The organism is Synechococcus sp. R5-13, from assembly GCF_047462015.1.
GTDB lineage: Bacteria > Cyanobacteriota > Cyanobacteriia > Thermostichales > Thermostichaceae > Thermostichus.
On record NZ_JANSIL010000031.1, the window covers coordinates 1 to 21,256 of the forward strand.

Sequence of the window (21,256 nt, forward strand, 5' to 3'; positions counted from 1 at the left end):
GTTCGCGCCAGCGGGCCGGAGGCCTTAAGCCCGCCCTGTACTGCGAAGCAGTCAGGGTCGGGTAGTTTACAGAGAAACCGCGATCTGACCTCGCCGCTCTTCAAAATCGCTGATCAGCAGTCTCACCTCGATCTGCCATTCCCCCGCCAGGGCCAGAGGCACATTTTCCACCACAAATTGGCCAGGCCCATCCGGCGCTACAGTGCGGCGTAGAGGGGGGATCCCGTGTTCCGGCAGGGAAAACCCAAGGGTCAATTCCTGGGCCGGGACTCCCTTCACCTCAGCCCGAATTTGATTTTCCCCAGGACGACAGGGCAGAATCCTCAGGTGCAGGCTGCCTTCCGGCCAGTTCAAGCTCTCTTCACAACTGGTCTGCCAACCTGATTCCAGGGGGGATCCCATGCCGTGCCTTCCATTACTGGGGGGAGCCTGGGCCACCAGGAAGCTGGTCAAGCCAAGCACCAGCATCAGCCCCACCAACTCCAGGCGGACGATCCGGCGCAGCGACCGGCCCACCGTCTGCCCACCCTGTTGCAATGCCGGCACCAGCCGAAACTTGTTGTGGGCGCCCAACCCCACCATCATCAGCACCAGCAGCAGCTTGGCCCAGAGATACTGCCCATACGGATGATCCCAGTCCCAGCCGCGGTGGATCCCACCCATCCCCACCCCCGCTAGGATAAGCCCCGGTACCGCCCAGGTGGCCACGTCAGAAAACCGTTGGATGATGCCTACAGATGGGTAGGGAGCAGATTCCTTGCCCAGCAGGCGCTCCAGCCCCCACAACCCTCCCAACCAGAAAGCTGAACCGGCCAGATGCAGCCCCAGCAGCGCCATTGTCCCCATCGGATGCTCACTGGTGAGAGCATGGCCAATGGGCAAAAAGGAGCCGAGCACCAACACCGACCCCATACCGCTGGCCCAGACGGCACCTCCCTCACAGGCCCAGATCAGGATCCCCAGCCCCACCAGCCGCAGCCCTGTACCCCAACCGTAGGGAGAAAGCATCACACGCAGCAGCTCTCGCCCATTAAAGTAAGGGTAGAGCTGGGCCAAATGCAGACTGAAGGCCACCACGGTCAAGCTGAGGGTGATCCAAGCTGTCGCAAAAGCCCAAGATAAGGGCTCCGCCCCGCTGACGCGATCAGAATCGGCAAAACTGCTCCGCTGCCCCTGCAACAGTCGCCACCAGCCCAGCACCCCCACCACAAAGAGGCTGCCCAAGTAGATCCCCCAGCGTACCCCCACCAGCGGCCAGTACAAGGGATCCCTTCCTTGAAGCTGGGTCGCCCTCACCGTCTGAACTCGCTCCGGATCCGCTCCCACCAGGAAAACAAACGAACCGCTTACCGGATGAGAATCGGCAGAAATGGCCCGCCAACTGACGATGTAAACTCCCTCGGGGATCCCCTGCGGCAAATCCCCCTGCGGTGCCTCACCCCTGGTCACCCGATTTTCCAAGGGCAGAGCTCGTCCGTTGCTGTCTAAAACCTGGAGCTGTGTGATCTGCACCGGCTCATTGAAAACAAGCCGCACCTGGGCCGGAGCTTCCTGCAACACTGCCCCATCCTCCGGGAAGGTGGAGAGCAAGCTGGCATGGGCAAAAGCGGGCTGGATCCCGGCCACCCACAGCAAGGCGCAGAGGATCCCAGACCAAATCCAAGCAAAACCCCTTTTGGGATGAAACATGCTTCTAAGCAGACCGCTTAGCGGGTACCGTGACCATGCCCATGTCCATGCCCGTGGCCGTGCCCATGTCCACTGTCTCCACCTGTCAGCTTCAGCAGCGGAGCCGGCTCCGGCAAACGGTTGGGATCCTCGCCAGGCTGAGCCACCTGAATCCAGCGGTACATGCCCTGCTCGCACTCCTGAATCACTGGGATGGGGATGACCTCACCGGGGCGATTCGGCAGCTTGAGGCTGATGCTGAACTCATCCATGAACTCATCGGGCAGCGAGCCGCCGCTCCAGATCACCTCGGCAACCGTTTCGGTAATCATCTTCCCATGCGACTCATAGGGGGTCTCCAGCGGCTTTTTGACCGTCTCGATTTTCCACAGGGGATGCACCATCGGCTTCACAGAGACGAATCCCTCCGGAATCTGCACCCGCAGGCGCACGGTCGGGGATCCATCGCAGCCATGGGGCACCCGAAAGGTGAGCTTGGCAAAGCTGCCCGCCGGGGCCTCTTTGGGATGGACGGTGACATGGGCCCAGGCAGAGGAAAGGGGTAAAAAACTCATTCCCAGGGCCAGCAGAGATTGCTTGGCCAGGGTCAAGTATCTTTGCAGACTGAACATTTGCAGATGCTCCTTGCAAGCCTGTAGGGAAAGAGAAAAATGCAGTGTTTGTTTGTCAAAACCTAGGGATGGTGATGGGATCCGTGGGATTCCGTTATGCTCATGCTGTGCTGTCCCCAACTGGCTAGGCCCATCGACACCAGGCCGGCACTGGCCAAGCCCATCGACACCAGCCCGAACGAGAGCGCTCCCATAGCCACCAGGCCGATAGAGAGGATGCCGTGAGTCACCACGCCGATGGCCACTACCCCATGGGCAGAAATGCCCACCGCCACCAAGCCATGGGCTCCCACGCCAACCGACAGGATTTTGCGGCGGGATCCCTTCCCTTCACATCCCTGCTCGTGAGGCAGCCGCTCCGCCGGGCTTTCCTGCAGCAAGGCTGGATCTTGAGTCTTCTCTTTGGCCACTAGCCTTTACTCCAGTTGTGCTCAGCGCGATCCAAGACATAGGCCGCCACTGCCTCGATCTCCTCCGGCTTGAGGATCTTGGCAAAAGCCGGCATGGCTCCTTTGCCGTTTCTCACCTGGGCCTGGATCAGCTCAGGGGTATCCACGTGGTACTCATGAAGAGCCGCCAGAGAAAGGTTTTTCGCTGCCACCAAAGTGTTGCGCCCGTTCAAGTGACAACCCACACATTTGGCCTGAAAGACCTTGGCTCCCAAGGCCAAATCAGGCTCAGCAGAAGCCATTTGCGGGCCTAAAAAGAGGGCAAATACTGCCACCAAAAGCCCGATAAAAAGGTTGATCATTCGCATTTTCATCTCAGGGACTGACCGAAAACTAGCCTTTAAGGCCCGCCCATTATCCCAAGCCCGTTGGGCCAGGTCAAAAGACAGCCTGTCGAGTTTCCCCCGGCTACTATAAGGTCAGGATCCCCCGAAGCCATGAGCGGTCTGCCCCCCGATTTCATTCAGTTGGTGCGCCAAAAGGCCGACCTCGTGGAAGTGGTGGCCGAAAAAGTGGTGCTGCGCAAGCAGGGGAAGAACTTTGTTGGGCTTTGCCCTTTCCACAACGACCACAAACCCAGTTTTCAGGTCAGCCCCAGCAAGCAGATCTACAAGTGCTTCTCCTGCGGGGCAGGGGGAGATGTGCTGCGCTTTGTCATGCAGACCGAGCATCTCTCCTTTGCCGAGGCCGTGCGCCACTTGGCCCGGCGCTACCACATACCTCTGCCCACTCGCAATCCCGAGGCGCAGCCCTTGGGATCCCTTGATGAGCGGGAGCTCTCCCACCGGGAAAAGCTGCTGGAGATTTTGGCCATGGCTGCCGATTTTTATCGGCATGCCCTCCGATCCCAGCTAGGATCCGCCGCCCGCCAGTACCTGCACAGCCGCCACCTGAGCGAAGAAACTTTGCAAAAATTTCAAATCGGCTTTGCTCCCCCCGGCTGGCAATCTCTCTACGAATACTTGGTCAACCACAAGCGCCAACCGGTCAAACTTTTAGAAGAGGCTGGATTGCTGGTTCCCCGCCAGCAGGGATCCGGCCACTACGACCGCTTTCGCAACCGGATCATGCTGCCCATTTTCGATGTGCAGGGGCGGGTGATCGGGTTTGCCGGCAGAGCCTTGGGGGAGTCAGGACAGCCCAAGTACCTCAACTCTCCAGAAACAGAGCTCTTCAACAAAAGCCAGGTGGTCTATGGCCTCAACTTTGCCCGCGATGCCATTGCCAAGGCCGATCAAGTCCTGGTGGTGGAAGGCTACTTCGATGTCATCGCCCTGCATCAGGCGGGGGTTGCCTATGCCGTAGCCGCTATGGGCACCGCTTTGACGCCCCACCAGGTGAAGATCCTGCTGCGCTACACCCAATCGAAGCGACTGATTCTCAATTTTGATGCGGATCGGGCCGGTTTGAACGCCGCCAACCGAGCCATTGAAGCCGTTGAAGAACAAGCGCGGCGCGGAGAAATTGAGCTGCGTATTCTCACCCTTCCTGAGGGCAAAGATGCCGACGAGTTTTTGCGGGAGTACAAGAGCTCGGCCCCGCCGACGCGAGCGGTTTCTGAACTGCAAACCCTGATCGAGCAAGCTCCCCTGTGGCTGGATTGGCGAATTGAACAGGTGTTGGCCGGTCGGGATCTGAGCCGGGCCGCCGATTTTCAACAGGCCCGTCAAGCCCTTGTGCAACTGCTGGCCGGTTTGGGTGGACAGTGGCGCTCTTTGTATTTGCACAAAGTGGCAGAACTGCTCAGTCGGGGCAATGGTCGCCTCAGTCGAGACTTGGAAGAAGACCTGCGCCGAGCGGTGCGGCAGTACCGCTGGGCCAAACCCCGGCAACCTTCCCTCAATAAGGGATCCAAACTCTTGCAGTCGGAGTCCCATCTTTTGCAGATCTTTCTGCATTTTGGCGAGTATCGCCGCGAAATTCGGCAAACTTTGCTGGAGCGGGAGCTGCAATTTAGTTTTCGCCCCCACCGGGAGCTGTGGCAGCGGATCTTGGAACTGATCTCGGCTCAGCCGGAGCTGGAAGAGCAAGAAGAGACGTTGCTGACGGCTTTGCGCACCCTCTGTGCCCAAGATGAGCAGCTCAACGAGCGCCTCAGCCATCTGCTTTGGCTGGACGAAAACACCCGCGTAGCTCTGATGCGTCCGCAGATGGTGGTGCGGGCCGCCATTGCCAACATGGAGCTGGAAATTCGCCAGAAGCGCTACCGCTACTGGACCCAACTGTGGGATCAAGCCTTTTCCGAAGGCAACACTGCCCTGGCCGCCCAGTACCAGGCCAGCATCCAGCAGGAATACCAAGCGATTCAGGCGCTGCAGCGGCAGGTGCAACTGAGCCTGGAAGACATGTCGGAAACCCCACTGGCCGAAGATTTATAGTCATTTCGATTCAAACTAGGACACTAAACCCATAACCCCATACGCGGCCAGAAGGCTTCTCTCTATAGCCCGAGTGTCTCACCCTAAACTGAACAGACTGTAGTGGCTGATGGACGGCCTGTTGGTGCTCAAAAGGGCTTCGCTCCCCTAGCGCGAGATCAGCTCCGCTTGCAACCGCTCCCGGGCCACCTGCAAAGCCTCTGCCAATTTCTCCGGCTGTTTGCCCCCAGCTTGGGCCAAGTTGGGCCGTCCGCCGCCGCCCCCTCCGGTGAGTTTGGCAATCTCGCCGATGAAGGATCCCGCCTTCAGGCCAAGTTGCTGCACCGCAGGGCTAAAGGCAGCCACCAGGCTGACCTTGCCGGCTTCCGGCACCGATCCCAGCACCACTGCCCCTTCCCCCAGCTTGTGGAGCAGATGCTCGGCAGCGGTTTTGAGGGCCTCAGGGGTGGTGGATCCCAGTTCTGCCACCAACACCTTGAGATCTGCGACGGCAACCGCTTGGGCCAGCAAACGTTCGGCCTGCACCAAGGCCAACTGGCTGCGCACCTCCTCCAGCTCCTTCTGAGCAGCTTTCAGCTCCGCCTGTAGGGCAGCAACCCGCTCCGGCAGTTCCTGGGGCTTGGCTTTGAATTGGGCGCTCAGCTCCCGCACCACCCTGTCCCGCTCGTTCAGGTATTCCAGTACAGCCGGCCCGGCCACGGCCTCGATGCGACGGATCCCGGCAGCCACCCCGGTCTCGGCGATGATCTTGAACAGGCCGATCTCGGCGGTGTTGTTGACATGGGTGCCACCGCACAGCTCCATCGACACCCCCGGAAAGTCGATTACCCGCACCTCGGCGCCGTATTTTTCCCCGAACATGGCCACTGCACCTCTGGCTTTGGCTTCGGCCAGGGGCATGATCGCCACTTGAGCAGCATGGGCCTCGGCGATCCAGGTGTTCACCAAGTTCTCGATCTGTTCCAGCTCCTCAGGGGTGACTGGCCGGGATAGGGTGAAATCAAAGCGCAGCCGGTCAAAGGCCACCAGGGATCCCGCCTGACCAATCGAGGGATCGACAATTCTTTTCAGGGCTGCCTGCAGCAGGTGGGTGGCGGTGTGGTGGGCTTGGGCGCGCCGCCGACAGGCCAGGTCGATTTGGGCTTGGACGGGATCCCCCACCCGCAGGATCCCGCGTTCCACACGGCCAAAGTGAACGAACAGATCCCCTTGCTTTTGCACATCTTCAACCCGCACCAGCAGGCCGTCCCCAGAAAGGTAGCCCCGGTCGCCAATTTGCCCGCCGGACTCGGCGTAGAAGGGCGTGCGATCCAAAACGACCTGCACTGCCTGCCCTGCCTCCACTTGGGGCACCGATTTCCCCTCGACCAACAGGGCCTCGACCACGCCGCGGGCAGAAGATTGGCTGTACCCCAAAAACTCCGTTTGGCTGAGGAAATCCGCCAACTCGTCCAGGGATCCCTGGGCTGTGAGGTCGATGGTTTGGTGGGCGGCGCGGGCCCGCTGCCGCTGTTTCTCCATCTCTTGCTCAAAGCCCTCCAGATCCACGCTGAAGCCGTGTTCCTGGGCAATTTCTTGGGTCAGCTCCAGCGGAAAACCGTAGGTATCGAAGAGCTTGAAGGCGTCGGCGCCGGAGATCTGCTTTGGCGAGCTGCTGTCACGGCGGGAAGATTCGACGGCAGTAAACAAATCCAGCAGTAGCCGTTCCCCCCGCTCCAGGGTTTTGAGAAATTGCTCTTCCTCCCGTTGCAGCTCGGTCTTGATCAGGGTTTCTCGCTCCCGCACCTGAGGATAGGCAGCCTCGGCCAACTGAATCGCGGTCTCGATTACCGGGATGGTGAAAGGCTCGCCGATCCCCAGCAATCGCCCGTGGCGCACCATTCGCCGGATCAGCCGCCGCAGCACATAGCCCCGATCCACATTGGAAGGAAGCACCCCATCGGCAATCAAATGCATCACTGCCCGCGCGTGATCCCCGATCACCTTCAGAGAGATCTGCTGCTCCGGGTCGGCCTTGGAGTAGTTCAGCCCGGCGATCCCAGCCGCCGTTTGAATGATGGGAAAGATCAAGTCCGTCTCGTAGTTGTTGGGCACCCCCTGCAACACTTGGGCCAACCGCTCCAACCCCAGGCCGGTGTCGATGTTTTGCTTGGCCAGCGGCATCAGGTGACCTTCGCTATCCCGGTTCAGCTCCATGAACACCAGGTTGTAGATCTCCAGAAAGCGGGAGTCATCCTCCAAATCGATCCGCTCATCCCCCAGCTCCGGCTTGAAGTCGTAGTAAATCTCAGAACAAGGGCCACAGGGGCCAGTGGGGCCGGCAGCCCAGAAATTATCCGCCTCTCCCATGCGCTGGATGCGGTGGGCCGGGATCCCTATCTCATCTCGCCAGAGGGCAAAAGCCTCCTCATCTTCGCGAAAGACGCTCACCACCAGCCGTTCCGGGGGCAGGCCGAACACCTCCGTCACCAGCTCCCAGGCCCAGGCGATGGCCTCCTTTTTGAAGTAGTCGCCAAAGCTGAAGTTGCCCAGCATCTCGAAGAAGGTGTGGTGGCGCGCCGTTCGGCCCACGTTCTCGATGTCGTTGGTGCGCACACATTTCTGGGCCGTTGTAACCCGTGGGTACTCCGGATCCCGTTGCCCCAGGAAAATGGGCTTAAAGGGCAACATGCCGGCAATGGTCAGCAGCACCGTCGGATCTTCCGGCACCAAGGAGGCGCTGGGCAACACCTGGTGGCCCCGCTGAGCGTAGAAGTCCAGAAAAGTTTGCCGAATGGCGGCACCGGAAAGCGCTGGAAACATGACAGGCGAAGATGGCTGTATCCATCAATTCTAAGTTTTCCCTCTGCAGGGCAGTCCAGCCCTTGTTGTTCTCCTCTGTTCCACCAAACCCCATCCGCCGAAAACCTAAGCGATTTGTCCGATGAACCTCAGGGCGGGCAGACGCTAAGATCAGCCTATCTGAGGCAGTTGTGCAAGATTTGTTTCTTCTTGGTCTAACCTGTATGTATCTCTCACAACTTGCCTGCCGACTTCTTGGCTCCGTCTCGGTTGTCCGGATCGCCAGCCGGTAACCCCAAACTGGTATGCCCACTTGCTACTGCCTTAACCCTGCCTGTTTGCAACCGGAAAACCCGGCGGACGCTTCTACCTGTGTCTCCTGTGGCCATCCCCTGCTGCTGCGCAATCGCTACCGGGCCTTCAAGCGCATCGGCCAGGGGGGATTTGGCTCTACCTTTTTGGCGCGGGATGAGGACATGCCCTCCAAACCTTGGCGGGTGATCAAGCAGTTGCGCCCGGTCGAGGGATCCCCGCAACTGGCCAAGCTGGCGGAGGAGCTCTTCAATCGCGAGGCCCAAGTGTTGGAGCGCCTGGGCGAACATTCGCAGATCCCCAAGCTCTACGCCCACTTTCAGGAAGGCGGCAAGTTCTACTTGGTGCAGGAATTTATCCAGGGCACCACCCTCTCCCAAGAAATGCGTCGCAATGGGCCCTTTTCCGAAGAACAAACCCGGCAGGTGATGCAGGAGGTGCTGCTGATCCTCAGCTATGTCCACAGCCACAACACGGTTCACCGAGACATTAAACCCGCCAACCTGATTCGTCGCAAAGAAGATGGTCGATTGGTGCTGATCGACTTTGGGGCCGTCAAGCAGCTCGGCCCGGGCCAGGATTCGGCAGAAGAGGCGACGGCCATTCGCTCGCTGGGCTTTTCTCCCCCGGAGCAAGTAGCCGGCCAGGCGGTCGGTCCCTCTAGCGATCTCTATGCCTTGGCTGCCACCTGCATCAACTTGATGACGTTGGAATCTCCGGCCAAGTTTTATAACCATGAAACGGGGCAGTGGGATTGGTCGGATGAACTGCAGCTTAGCCCTGAATTCGACGCCATTTTGCACCGCATGTTGCAGCCGGCCATCAATCAGCGCTTTGCCACCGCCACCGAGGTCTTGCGGGCGCTGCAAGGGATCCCGGTGGAAGAGGCAGGCGGCCCGATCTCTCAGCCGATTGTGTTGCCCAACTCCCCCCTGTCTGCCAATCCCAGCACATCGGTGATCTCCGGCTACTGGGCTAAGCGCCGCTCAGGCGGTTTCTCGCCCACACCCCTACCTCAGTTCACTGCAGGGGGAATGACAGCCAGCAGCCCGCTATCCATCCCCTCTGAGTGGGGGAGCACCACCGCTTTTACCCAACTGGGCCGAGCCAGCAGCATCACAGGCGGCGGACGGATCAAGCCGGCTACCCCACCGCGGATCCCTTCCATGGCGGGGGCCGATCTACGGGGCAAGTCCTTTGCCAACCAAAACCTAGCCGGCTATGATTTGCGCCAGGCCGATCTGCGGGGGGCCGATTTCTCAGGGGCCAACTTGCAGGGGGCGGATCTGCGCGGCATCCTCTTCAACACCCCTCAACCCTACTGGCTGCGGGTTTTGATCCAACTGTCTGGATCGGCCAAGACGTTGGGAGGGATCCTGACAGGCTTGGGGGGGCTGCTGGGCTCAGGGATCCTGGCCTTTTTGCTTGTCCGCCTGACCACGGGCAATTTGGTTTATGCGTTAGGAGCGGCTGGGATCGCCTTGGTGGTGGCCAGCTCGGTGATCTGGTCGATGGGCGGTGGGGTTCGTTTGGCTCGATACCCAGAAGAAAAGAGCAAGCGCTTTACCAACTTTTGCAAAGCAGATCTGCGGGGGGCACGGATGGACGAGAAGCTGCGGAAGTTTGCCCGCCGACAGGGGGCCATCTTGAGTTGACGCAGGGCGGATTGCGGATCTGGCGGATCTGGAATTTTGCGTTGCGATCTTTAACTTTATAGATCTTTAATAGTTTTATAGTTGTTTCAGGTTAGGATGAGACGTCTGGGCTACTGCTCGCGCCAGCGGGACGGAGTCCTTAGAAAAGCCTTCTGGCCCTCCGCATTCAACGCTTTGTCCTAGCTTGAATCGAAATGACCACAAAACCATAAAAGAGAAAAGTTCAAGAGCTCAAGCCATTGAAGGGGGTGGAGAGGCCCATCTGCGAAGCGATTGATTGACCTGTTCCATCAAAGCTCGGCAGGCCACGGTCTTGCCCTGTTGCCGATCCCCAGCTTGGTCGTAAAAGACAATACCATCGGCCCGAGAAAGGCCCAACGCCAAGAACAACAGCTCCAAAACCCCAAAAGAAGCGGTCTCCAGCTCCGGCGCTCGATCCTTAAGCTCTGCCAGCGTGGTGTGGGCATCTTCCAGGTGGCCGAAGGCCGGGATCCACAGATGGGTCGTCGGCTGGGATCCCTCTGAGGATGAGTCGCCAGCAGCAGGATCCTCGACCACCCGCACCGTCAGCCAGCCGCCATCGGGGTAGCGCAAGGTGGTGTATTGCAGGTGATCCAGGTGTTGGGCCACCTGAGTGAGCACATCCGCCACCTGTTGCATCGCCGCCGTTGGGATCCCGTTTTGGGGAGCAGTATCCACAAGGGTTGCGGCCTGTGCTGCCAAACTAACCACCATGATTGACAACAATCCTCATCCACATCCAGAATAGATATTCGCAGCGATTGGGGCTGTAGTTCAATTGGTTAGAGCACCGCCCTGTCACGGCGGAAGTTGCGGGTTCGAGCCCCGTCAGCCCCGTACTCCTAGAACACTCTAGCTTAGTCGCTCCCCTCCAGCCCTCACATTTCCAGACTGATCTGATTTCTTGATTTCTGACGGTGACTGCTGCACAATGCGGCCGGCTCAGGGTTCAAGTTTCGGCGGTGGGGTATGGAAAGCCCGCCCTAAAATGGGGCTTAGTCCAGGGGAAAAACCATGCAGTATCGCAGATTTGGGCGTACCGAGCTGTCTATGCCCGTGCTGAGCTGTGGTGGCATGCGCTATCAACACAGTTGGCAAGATACTCCTTGGTCAGGGATCCCAGCGGCAAGCCAGCAGAACCTGGAGGCGACGATTCGCCGGGCCTTGGAGGTGGGCATCAACCACATCGAAACTGCCCGCGGCTACGGCACTTCTGAAATGCAGTTGGGCCGCATTTTGCCGCTCTTTCCCCGGCAAGATCTGATTGTGCAGACGAAAATTGGCCCCAGCGCCGACCCGCAGCAGTTCCTGGCCAAGTTCGAGCAATCGATGAGCTACTTGAACCTCGATTATGTGGATCTGCTGGCCATCCACGGGTTGAATACCTGGGAAGACTTGGAGCACAGCCTGCGTCCAGGGGGGTGTCTGGAGGTGTGTCAGCGCCTGGTACGGCAGGGGCGGGTGCGTTTTGTCGGCTTCTCCACCCATGGGCCGACGGAGTTGATCGTGGAAGCCATACGGTCAGGGGGCTTCGATTACGTCAACCTGCACTGGTATTTTGTCAACCAGACCAACTGGCCTGCCATTGAGGCCGCCGCTCAGCAGGATATGGGGGTATTCATCATCAGTCCCTCGGATAAGGGGGGCAAGCTTTACGATCCGCCCGCCAAGCTGGTGCAGTTGTGCCAACCCCTCAGCCCGATGGTCTTCAACGACCTGTTCTGTCTGTCCCATCCCCAGGTTCACACCCTCAGCATTGGGGCGGCCCGACCCAGCGATTTTGATGAGCACCTGCAGGCGGTGGAGTTATTGGATCGGGCTGATGAGCTGTTGCCGCCGATCCTGGCCCGCCTAGAGCAAGCTTTGATCGAGCAGGTGGGGGAACACTACGCCAAAACTTGGCACCAGGGCCTGCCTCGCTACGACCAAACCCCCGGACAAGTGAATATCCCGTTCATTCTGCTGCTGCGCAATTTGGTCTTGGCCTATGACTTGGTGGACTATGCCAAGAGCCGTTACAACCTGTTGGGCAATGCCGGCAGTTGGCTCCCCGGCCAGCGGGCAGACAAAGTGGATGCCGAAGCCCTGCGACCTTATCTTATCCACAGCCCCCACCGCGACCGGATCCCGGCTTTGTTGCAAGAAGCCCATCGCCTGCTCTCTGGAGCTGAGGTGAAGCGCCTATCTCAGAGCTAGCTTGCTCAGGGATCCCCCCGTTTGACGGTCGAGATCCGGTGGAGAAGATGATATGGCAAGGTTTACTCTTTAACCGCAGGAAAAAAAGAGTTGTCAGCTCCCGCCAGCGGCTCCTTATCTCATTTGGGTAGCTCGTGTCAGAGTCTGAGCACTTTCGGCTATCTGAGCATGCGTTGAGACGGCTGCAGCAGCGACAAGAGATCGCAAGCCAGTGGATCGAGAGAGTTCTGAGCTGCCCTGACTACGTACAAGTGGATCCCAAAGATCCTCAGCTCAAGCAAGCCTATGGTCGAATTCCGGAGTACGGCAATCGCCTCCTGAAGATTGTTTACGATGAATCAACGGATCCTTGGACAGTGGTGACTATCTTTTTTGATCGAACAATGGGGAAAAAGCTGCCATGAGACCTTTCATCGAGTTTGATCCTGATGTGGATGCTGGATATATTCGTTTGACAACAGCTCAAGTCCAAAGCTCAGAGGAGATTGCCCCTGGGGTTGTTTTGGATTTCGACAAGGAAAATCAACTGGTTGGAGTTGAGGTTCTCTCTGTTCATCGACAAATGGATAGCGACATTAAAATGCTTCCGCAAGAGATTCAAGACTACATCGTTTTATTGAGAAACTCCGTGTTGCAAGAACAGTTACTGAGTTAGATGAGAGTCTGGCAACACTAGCCCCACCGCATCTGTAGACGCAAGAGGAGTACCATTGCGATGGCCAGCCTTTTACTGTGGCCTGTTTGGCATGGTTGTAGGTGATTGAGATAACAGTCGCCGACCTTTCGGATTGCCAACGGATGTGCCGTCACTTTTATCGGGTAGGCCGCACTCTCTTGGATCTGGACGCTGCCAAAACCGTTCGGGATCAACCCACCTGGTTTGAGGCTCCATCTTAAGGTCAGGGGCAGGAACCTGTTTGCCAGCAGCCTCAATCTCCTTGGACAGAGTGCTCTCAGCCACCCAACCCCATCGCTTCAATTTGATGAATGTAGTCGGGGGGAAGCCCATGCTCTCGTGCCCCCTTCAAGATTCCTTGAAGATATCCCTCGCTTGGGATCAATGAATCATCAATGAATGAATCTCCCGCCACGTAAGTCATTGCTTCGATCACTTCACCCTCATCGCTTCGAACCTGAACCTGCTGGCGACGGTAATGACCTCCCGGAATTCCTTCATACCGATCCATCCTCTCCAGCCTGTCCGAGCTGCACAGATAGGCAACTCCCCACACAACCCCAGAGGGATCCCGGACAATGTTGGCCTTGCCGGTTCCATCGTTGCCGCGCTTGTTGAACGTCAGGCGGTATCCCTGCAAACGAGCACGCCTAGCTTCCTTGAAATCAACAGCACGGTGTCCCATCTGCTGGGCATCTAGGTTACTTCCGTATGCAAAATACCACTGCTCACTCATCTCTAGTTCCCTTGGTGTCGGGTGAACCCGCCTACCCAGAATTACACTGAGATATTGAGCACATTAGCATCACGGGATCCCGCCCCTCCATGAGCTACTTGGTTATCGACACCGAGGGCAACCCCAACCTCAAAGAAATCGCCCTTATCGACAGCAGCGGCAAGCTTATTTACCATGCCTACACCCAAGAATACTCGCCCCACCACCCCCAGCCCAAACCTTTGGCCCAAATCGTTGCTGACCTGCGGCGCTTGGCACAAGGCAAGACTCTTGTTTTCCACCATGCAGATCAGGACCTAAAAATCCTTAAACAAGCCTTTGACCAAGTTAACCAAGATTGGCTTCCTAACCCCATCTTCTGTACTTGGTCAGCCGCCAAGCAATGTTTTCCCAACCTTGCCGGTTACAGCCTAGAGTATCTCAGCAAACATCTTGGGATCCAACTGGAGAGCGGTTACTTCAACTCCAAACTGGCCCACGACGCCAGCTACGATGCCCTCTTTACCTACCACCTCTATCGCCACCTCACCCACGCTCAGCTCAAAGCCCAGAATGTTCCCAATCCTTTCGCCAACAGCAGAGTTGACAATCCCTTTCAGCATTATCCCGACGAGACCACCATCTATCAGCCTCAGTACCAGCAGCTCACTGCCACCCTACAGGACATCCAACGGGATCCCAACCACCAGAGCCGAGGGGTTGTCTTACTGGGTGAACCTGGATCCGGCAAGACCCACCTGATCATGCGGGTGGCCCAAAACCTCCTGCGCCACAACCGTCTCCTGTTTATCCCTCAGCCCACCCATCCCGACAACATCTACCACCACATCTACAGCCACACCCTGGAATCCCTGCGCGAACGGGTAGATGCCCATCACCACACCCAGCTCGACTACTTGATTGCCAAGAGCTTTGTGGAAATCTTGAAAACCTTCCCCCAAACCTCAAAAACTGAAGAGCTTCTCTCCCTTCTCACGGCGGATCCCCTCAACCTCTTTCATCGCCTGGGAGCAGAAGGCAGCGAGCGTCGTCGTCAGCAATGGCAAGCCATTGAAAAACGGGTTCTGCGCTGGTGGGCAGAGCAAAACTTCCTTACCGGTTCCACCGAAAACATTCTCAAGGGCATCATCAAATACTGCAGCTACAGGGATCCCAACCGCCGTCACCAGATCATCCGCTGGCTCAGCGGTACCGACCTGGATCCTGAAGAAACCAACTTGATTGGGTTGCCCCCTTGGAGTGCAGATCTGGATCGCAACACCTTTGCCCTAGAAGGAATGAAAGTCATCGGTAGGCTCTCGCTGCTTGACCGACCTCTCATTATTGTCTTTGACCAATTGGAAGCTTTGGGCCGAGAGGAAAATCGAGATATCCTTCTCAACTTTGGCGATGCCCTGAAAGAGCTTTTTACCCGTATTCCCAACAGTCTGTTTGTCCTTAATTTGTTTCCTGATCGTTGGCAACATTTCCAAACCCAATTTGACCGGGCTACCGTCGATCGCCTCTCCCAAACCGTCCTCTCCCTAGATCTCCCCTCTCTTCCCCAGCTTCAAGCCCTTCTCCAGAGCCGCCTGCCTTCAGGGATCCACCTCCAAGCTCTCTTTACCGCCGATGACCTAAGCGATATCCTCAGCCAACCCTCCATCCGCGCCATTCTTAACCGAGCCTCAGCCTACTACCGCCACTACATCAACGGGATCCCTCTCCCCCCACGGGTACAAGCTCTGCCCACTGCCAGCGACCTGCCCGCCCGCGTCCAGCGCCTCGAGACTGAGCTGCAAACCCTCAAACAACTGCTCATCCCCCTTCTTCCTGCCCAGAGTCTTGTTGCTGTAGCTCCGCCTCTCCAGCCACCCAGCCTCTCTGAGGATCTTGCCGAAGTCTTGGAACCCTACCTCCGTGATACCGAGGCCCAGCTTCGTGCCAGCTATCCCCAAGAGGCGATTATGGACAGCACAGCTGATATCGGCAAATTGCGCACCATCGTCAATGCCCTGCAAGGGATCCATCCTGTCCCCATGAGCACCCTGAAGCTGGGCAAACGCAAGCTTCCAGATCACCTCTATTTCCCCAGCCAAAAGCGGGTGATTGCCTTTATCCAAGTGGCTGCTGGCAGCATGTATTGGCAGGTCAATAACTTCAACCAATTGGTGATTGCTCACCCTGGGCTTCAGTTTCTCTTGCTGCGGGACGCCCGCCTCAAGCCTCCTTCTCCAACAGCTACTGCCACCCAAGCGGCCTTGGCTGCCCTCAACAACAGCCCCAATGGCAAGTATGCTCTGCTCACCCAAGACGACCGCATCCATCTGGAGCTTATGCACAGGATGATCACCGACATCCAAAACCGCGACCTGGAAATCGACCTGACCCAAGCCGTTCGGTATTATCTTGACCACAGGGATCCCCCCCTTATTGCCTGGATCCTGGGCCGTGATTAAGCGCTCCAGATCCGTCGAAACCCCATGTTGTTCAAGGTCGGCTCCGCATCGGGATCCAGCACCGTAAAACCGGGATCCCATATTGTCCGGCCAAGCTTGTGACCTGATTCTTAAGGCTGCCGATCAACGGAGCCAATGGCAAGGGATTGACAGCGGAGCCAAAGTACCTCAAAGTTTCCGGCATTGTGGGCTTTTCCGGCTCAAGCCCTCCCCTGATTACTCAGTATCGGAGCGGCGGGATTTGAACCCACGACCCCCACTACCCCAAAGTGGTGCGCTACCAAGCTGCGCTACGCCCCGACGCACTTACGGGTAGAAGCCCATGAAGTGCCTAGCTAGTCTAGCATCGGATCGCGGCCAGAGTTAACCCCAAGCTGCGGGATCCCGTGGAAAACATGCTAGCTTAGTTAAGCCGTTAAGAAATCGCACGCCTGAACCACCGGGTGTCCTTACAGCCCTTTCGCGGTTTGCTGCAACAGCTCCTGAGTTCCTTGCCAATGGGGGTAGAGCGCTCTGTGCAGGTAACCGGCGGGAAGGCCGTAACTGGGATCCGTTCGGGCGGAGGCTAACCCGTAGGAGAGGAAAAACTCATGAGCGTAGTCAGTTTGCCTCAACTGTTGGAGGCAGGGGTTCACTTCGGCCACAAGGCCAGCCGCTGGAACCCGAAAATGCGGCCCTACATCTTTACCGAGCGGAACGGCATCCACATTATCGATTTGGTGCAGACGGCCCGCTATCTGAACGAAGCCTACGAGTATGTGCGGGATGCTGCTGACAGGGGTTGGCGCTTCCTGTTTGTGGGCACCAAACGGCAAGCTGCCGGGATCATTGCTCAAGAGGCTCGTCGCTGTGGCAGCTACTACGTCAACCAGCGCTGGTTGGGGGGCATGCTCACCAACTGGGCCACCATCAAAACCCGCATCGACCGCCTCAAAGAAATTGAGGAGATGGAGAGCAGCGGTCTTCTGGATCGCCTGCCCAAACAAGAGGCCAGCCGTCTGCGGCGAGAGTTGGCCAGGCTGGAAAAGTACTTGGGCGGCATTAAAACGATGCGCAAGCTCCCCGATGCGGTGATCATCGTCGATCAGCGGCGGGAGGCCAACGCCGTTCAGGAATGTATCAAGCTGAACATCCCGATCATCTCACTGCTGGACACCAACTGCGACCCCGATCTCAGCGATATCTTCATTCCCTCTAACGACGATGCCATTCGAGCGATTAAGCTGATTGTAGGCAAGTTGGCGGATGCCATCTACGAAGGGCGGCATGGGCAGCTCGACACCGTTGAGGAGGATGAGTACGACTACGAAGGGGCGATGGATCTGGACGACGACATTCTGGAAGACATGGAGGACGAAGAAGAAGGAGAAGCCGAGGAAGGCTAGACCGAGGGCAGGGATCCCGTGCAATCCGGGCACTTCCCTGCCTGTTCCCTATCCAGAGGCGTGTATTCTTGAAATCTAGGTTTACAATTCTACCGAAGCCCGCTCATTCTCACTCATATCCCGCCACATTCTTCCCGTTCTTTCATTCGAGGAGCCCTCATGAGCATTGATGCCAAACTGGTCAAAGAGCTGCGCGAAAAGACGGGCGCAGGCATGATGGACTGCAAAAAAGCCCTGGAAGATTCCGGTGGCGACATGGAGAAAGCCATCACCTGGCTGCGACAGAAAGGGTTGGCAGGGGCAGCCAAAAAGGCCAGTCGCGTCGCGGCAGAGGGGGCAGTTGACAGCTACATCCACTTCGGCAATCGAATTGGGGTGTTGGTGGAAGTGAACTGCGAGACGGACTTCGTGGCCCGCAACGAAGATTTCAAGAAATTGGTGCAAGACATCGCCAAGCAGATTGCCGCCTGCCAAAACGTAGAATACGTCAGCGTTGACCAGATCCCTGCTGAAGTGGTGGAGCGGGAAAAAGCCATTGAAATGGGCAAAGAAGATCTGGCCAATAAGCCGGAGAACATACGCGAGAAGATCGTGCAAGGTCGCATCGAAAAGCGCCTGAAAGAGTTATCCCTGTTGGATCAACCCTTTATTAAAGATTCCTCGATCACGGTGGAGGAATTGGTCAAGCAGCACATTGCCAAACTGGGGGAAAACATTCGGGTGCGGCGGTTTGTGCGCTTTGTCCTGGGAGAGGGGATCGAGAAAGAAGAAGTGGATTTTGCTGCTGAGGTTGCCGCTCAAGCCGGTCTCAAGCCGGCAGAGGCCCCCAAAGTGGAAGAGACTCCACCCGCTCCTCCTGAAGAACCTGCCCCAGAACCGGCCCCTGCTGCCGAGAGCAAGCCGGCCAAAAAAGGCTCCGCCAAGAAAAAGAAATAGCCGGTCAAGGCTGAGCTGTAGGGCCATGTCGGCGGTGCAGAGGCGTTGAAACTGCGTTATGGAGAGTGTGGGCACCTCTATGTCGGCAGTTCTATAACCACTACGCTTGGGTATCCCTTGGGGGAAAGGCTAGGTTATGCATGCAAATGTTCTGATCCTCCCGCCTTGGCAGGGTTAACTCCAGCACGCTAAGGTAGCAGACGGCCTTTTTGGATCCCGGGCATGAGTTTTATCTTGCGCAATGCGTTAATTCCCACCGCCACCGGCTACGAAACCGCAGATGTGCGAATCGAGGGGGAACGGATTGCTGCCATAGGCAGAGGGTTACCCGCAACGGGCGCAGACAGCCTGGAACTGGATGCCAGTAACCAACTCTTGCTGCCGGGCTTTGTCAATGCCCACACCCATTCTTCCGAAATGTGGCAACGAGGGATCATACCGCCCTATCCGCTGGAGCTGTGGCTGGCACAACTGCACGAGTATGCGCCGCCGGATCCGGAAAAAATCTATCTCAGCGCGCTGGGGACGGCGGTGGAAACCCTGCTGACGGGGGGCACCTCGGTGGTGGATCATCTGGTGTTGATCCCAGGCCAAGAGTTGGCCACCATTGAGGCGGCGGTACGGGCCTACCGAGAAGTCGGGATCCGCGCCTTCGTGGGCCCCTTGATCCAGGATCAGGCTCTCTCTCGGGGGTTGCCCAGCAGCTCCTCTTGGGATCGGGAGCCGGAAACCTATCCCCTCTCCACAGCAGAGGTGCTGGCCATTGTGGAAGAGGCGGTGCAGCGCTTTCACCGGCCAGAAGAGGGCATTACCCTCATGGTGGCTCCCACAGGGATCCAACTGTGCTCAGACGAGCTGTTCAAGGGCTGTGCGGAGTTAAGCCAGAAGTATGACCTACCCCGCCACGCTCACCTGCTGGAAACCCGTGCCCAGCAGATGCTGGCCCAGGAAAAGTACGGCTGTAGTGCTGTGGAGCATCTGGAGCGCTTGGGCTACCTAGACCGGAAAACTTCCTTGGCCCACTGCGTCTGGCTCAGCGATGCCGATATTGAAATCCTGGCCCGTACCGGCTCTACGGTTGTTCACAACCCCTTGAGCAACCTGCGCCTAGGCAGCGGCATTGCCCCCATCTTGAAATACCGCCGGGCAGGGGTGAACGTGGCCTTTGGCTGCGATGGGGCTGCCAGCAACGATTCCCAGGATCTCCTGGAGGCCATCAAAATCGGCACCATCCTTCACAACATCACGGATCCCGACTACCGCCACTGGATTTCTCCCCGCGAGAGCATCGAGATGGCAGCCCGAGGTGGGGCAATCGGCTTGGGCCTGGGGGATCAGATGGGATCCCTGGAAGTGGGCAAGCAAGCGGATCTGGTGCTGTACGATCTCACCCAACTGTCGCTGTTGCCCCGTACCGATCCCATTGGGCTGCTGGTGTTGGGTCGGCCCACCCAGGCAGTGCATAGCGTTTGGGTGCGAGGAAAACAGGTGGTGTCCGGCGGAGCCGTGACGACGGTGGATGTGGCCAAGCTGCGGCAGGATCTGTTTGCCCACAGCACCTGGGATCCCTCCCGCCGCTCCCAGCAGGTGGCACAGCTGGAGGCCCGCTACCGCCGCGTGATGGGTTTGCCGGCATAGCCATGGCAGGGATCCCTGCGGGTTCAGAGGTCGACTGGGCCAGAGCCACTGCGCAGGTGAAACGACAGGCCCTGGCCCTGGGTTTTGACAAAGTCGGCATTGCCAGCATAGAGGATCCCCCCGACTTGCGGGGTCTGCAAGCTTGGCTGGCTGCGGGCATGGCCGCCGACATGGCCTGGATGGCGGATCCTAGGCGAATGGATCCAAAGCAGGTGCTGCCGGGGGTGCAGTCGTTGGTCTGTGTGGCTTTGAATTACTACACCCCCATCCGCCACAGCCAGGATCCCGGCAAGGGCAAGATCTCCCGCTACGCCTGGGGGCGAGATTATCACCGCGTGTTGGGGCGGCGGCTGAAGCAGCTCCACCTCTGGATGCAAGCGCAATTTCCGAACTACCGCGGTCGATGCTATGTCGATACCGGCCCGGTTGCGGAAAAGCCCTGGGCCATGCAGGCGGGCTTGGGTTGGATCGGCAAAAACAGCCTGTTGCTCACCCGCGAGTACGGCTCCTGGGTGTTTCTGGGAGTGATCCTGACCACCCTGCCGTTGCTCCCTGACCAGCCCCACACCGCTCACTGCGGCACCTGTACCCGCTGCCTAGAGGCTTGCCCCACGCAGGCCATCGTCAGCCCAGGGGTGGTGGATTCCCGCCGCTGCGTTGCCTACCACACTCTAGAAAGCCACGCCGAGCGGATCCCTGCAGAAATTGCCCAAAACCTGCACAACTGGGTGGCTGGCTGCGACATTTGCCAAGAGGTCTGCCCTTGGAACCAACGCTTTGCCCAACCCAGCCGGATCCCGGATTTTCAGCCTTACCCTTGGAACGTTGCCCCCGATCTCCAAGAACTGGCCCAGATGGAAGATGGGGAATTCGACCAGAAGTTTCCCGCCTCTGCCTTGCGCCGGCTCAAGGCCCACCGCCTGCGCCGCAACGCCCAAGCAGCCCTGGAAGGCAATTCCAGCTCTGCAGCTGGCAGCAACGATTTGGAAGCCCCCTCTACTTAACTTGGATACGCTTTCCTAGCAGGATCTTGCGGCCTCGAGGCCGGCGCCAGAAAATGGTGGGGCTATTGTCTCTGGGCCAGGGACGCAAGCTAACATACATGCCCTACCCTCTTTCTGAGGCCACAGTGCTGGGCCGCCATGGTCTTGCTCTCGTAGGAGCGGTTTTGCGCAAAGGACGTGTGGACTTGGTGCAGGAGTTTACCCACCGCTTTGTTTGAGCTGGATCGACTCAAACACAGTAGCCCCACCTAAAACACGGTCATTTCAAGCTAGATTAGGACACTGATACATTCACGCTGAACTCTCCTGAACATGGTTCAGGAAAGAAGCGATCGCATCCTGCCTATCTCT

General features: G+C 58.1%; 16 protein-coding genes, 2 tRNA genes and 1 pseudogene. 11 read left to right on the forward strand and 8 right to left on the reverse strand.

The window, feature by feature from the left end:
• Positions 1-66: 66 nt before the first annotated feature.
• The 4 genes from NW840_RS02740 to NW840_RS02755 all read right to left on the reverse strand — a co-directional run bounded on the left by NW840_RS02740 (position 67) and on the right by NW840_RS02755 (position 3,051).
• A complete protein-coding gene (locus NW840_RS02740; protein ID WP_414342264.1) occupies positions 67-1,689 on the reverse strand; it encodes a copper resistance CopC/CopD family protein in 1,623 nt (540 codons plus the stop codon).
• A gap of 17 nt (positions 1,690-1,706) precedes the next feature.
• On the reverse strand, positions 1,707-2,300 hold the full coding sequence (locus NW840_RS02745; protein ID WP_414342266.1) for a YcnI family protein: 594 nt from the start codon (positions 2,298-2,300) through the stop codon (positions 1,707-1,709).
• Positions 2,301-2,362: 62 nt separating this feature from the next.
• Complete coding sequence (locus NW840_RS02750) at positions 2,363-2,710, reverse strand: hypothetical protein (protein WP_414342267.1); 348 nt, start codon at positions 2,708-2,710, stop codon at positions 2,363-2,365.
• Positions 2,710-3,051, reverse strand: a complete 342-nt coding sequence (locus NW840_RS02755) for a c-type cytochrome (protein WP_414342269.1) — start codon at positions 3,049-3,051, stop codon at positions 2,710-2,712. The genes NW840_RS02750 and NW840_RS02755 overlap by 1 nt, the downstream gene beginning before the upstream one ends.
• A gap of 135 nt (positions 3,052-3,186) precedes the next feature.
• On the opposite strand from NW840_RS02755, the gene dnaG reads away from it, so the two are divergent.
• On the forward strand, positions 3,187-5,127 hold the full coding sequence (gene dnaG, locus NW840_RS02760) for a DNA primase (RefSeq protein ID WP_414342270.1): 1,941 nt from the start codon (positions 3,187-3,189) through the stop codon (positions 5,125-5,127).
• Between the two features lie 147 nt (positions 5,128-5,274).
• Here dnaG and alaS read toward each other — a convergent pair whose 3' ends face one another.
• Entirely contained in the window at positions 5,275-7,929 is a 2,655-nt protein-coding gene (alaS, locus tag NW840_RS02765) for an alanine--tRNA ligase (protein ID WP_414342271.1), read from the reverse strand.
• Positions 7,930-8,213: 284 nt separating this feature from the next.
• On the opposite strand from alaS, the gene NW840_RS02770 reads away from it, so the two are divergent.
• Entirely contained in the window at positions 8,214-9,875 is a 1,662-nt protein-coding gene (locus NW840_RS02770) for a protein kinase domain-containing protein (protein WP_414342273.1), read from the forward strand.
• Between the two features lie 231 nt (positions 9,876-10,106).
• Here NW840_RS02770 and NW840_RS02775 read toward each other — a convergent pair whose 3' ends face one another.
• Positions 10,107-10,610, reverse strand: coding sequence for a hypothetical protein (locus NW840_RS02775; RefSeq protein WP_414342275.1), 504 nt, complete (start codon positions 10,608-10,610; stop codon positions 10,107-10,109).
• Positions 10,611-10,659: 49 nt separating this feature from the next.
• Here NW840_RS02775 and NW840_RS02780 point away from each other — a divergent pair.
• The 4 genes from NW840_RS02780 (at position 10,660) to NW840_RS02795 (ending at position 12,747) form a co-directional block, all read left to right on the forward strand.
• Positions 10,660-10,733 (forward strand) — tRNA-Asp (locus tag NW840_RS02780).
• Between the two features lie 177 nt (positions 10,734-10,910).
• Positions 10,911-12,092, forward strand: coding sequence for an aldo/keto reductase (locus NW840_RS02785; RefSeq protein ID WP_414342276.1), 1,182 nt, complete (start codon positions 10,911-10,913; stop codon positions 12,090-12,092).
• Positions 12,093-12,226: 134 nt separating this feature from the next.
• Positions 12,227-12,496 carry a DUF4258 domain-containing protein gene (locus tag NW840_RS02790; protein WP_414342278.1) on the forward strand — a complete coding sequence of 90 codons (270 nt, stop codon included), beginning with the start codon at positions 12,227-12,229 and terminating at the stop codon, positions 12,494-12,496.
• Positions 12,493-12,747, forward strand: a complete 255-nt coding sequence (locus NW840_RS02795; RefSeq protein ID WP_011433140.1) for a DUF2283 domain-containing protein — start codon at positions 12,493-12,495, stop codon at positions 12,745-12,747. Before NW840_RS02790 ends, NW840_RS02795 begins: the two co-directional genes overlap by 4 nt.
• 298 nt (positions 12,748-13,045) lie before the next feature.
• Here the strand turns inward: NW840_RS02795 and NW840_RS02800 are convergent, their stop codons facing one another.
• Entirely contained in the window at positions 13,046-13,504 is a 459-nt protein-coding gene (locus NW840_RS02800) for a gamma-glutamylcyclotransferase family protein (RefSeq protein ID WP_414342279.1), read from the reverse strand.
• An 89-nt stretch (positions 13,505-13,593) separates the two neighbouring features.
• On the opposite strand from NW840_RS02800, the gene NW840_RS02805 reads away from it, so the two are divergent.
• Entirely contained in the window at positions 13,594-15,942 is a 2,349-nt protein-coding gene (locus tag NW840_RS02805; protein WP_414342280.1) for an AAA family ATPase, read from the forward strand.
• A 226-nt stretch (positions 15,943-16,168) separates the two neighbouring features.
• Here NW840_RS02805 and NW840_RS02810 read toward each other — a convergent pair.
• Positions 16,169-16,242: transfer RNA gene (locus NW840_RS02810), tRNA-Pro, on the reverse strand.
• Between the two features lie 290 nt (positions 16,243-16,532).
• Here NW840_RS02810 and rpsB point away from each other — a divergent pair.
• From rpsB to queG, 4 genes and pseudogenes are all read left to right on the forward strand, one after another.
• A complete protein-coding gene (gene rpsB, locus NW840_RS02815; RefSeq protein ID WP_011433146.1) occupies positions 16,533-17,327 on the forward strand; it encodes a 30S ribosomal protein S2 in 795 nt (264 codons plus the stop codon).
• A gap of 159 nt (positions 17,328-17,486) precedes the next feature.
• Positions 17,487-18,131: pseudogene (gene tsf / locus NW840_RS02820) on the forward strand (translation elongation factor Ts); the annotation flags it as partial.
• 354 nt (positions 18,132-18,485) lie between these two features.
• Positions 18,486-19,901, forward strand: a complete 1,416-nt coding sequence (locus tag NW840_RS02825) for an amidohydrolase (protein WP_414342282.1) — start codon at positions 18,486-18,488, stop codon at positions 19,899-19,901.
• A 2-nt stretch (positions 19,902-19,903) separates the two neighbouring features.
• Entirely contained in the window at positions 19,904-20,905 is a 1,002-nt protein-coding gene (queG, locus tag NW840_RS02830) for a tRNA epoxyqueuosine(34) reductase QueG (protein WP_414342284.1), read from the forward strand.
• Positions 20,906-21,256 lie beyond the last annotated feature (351 nt).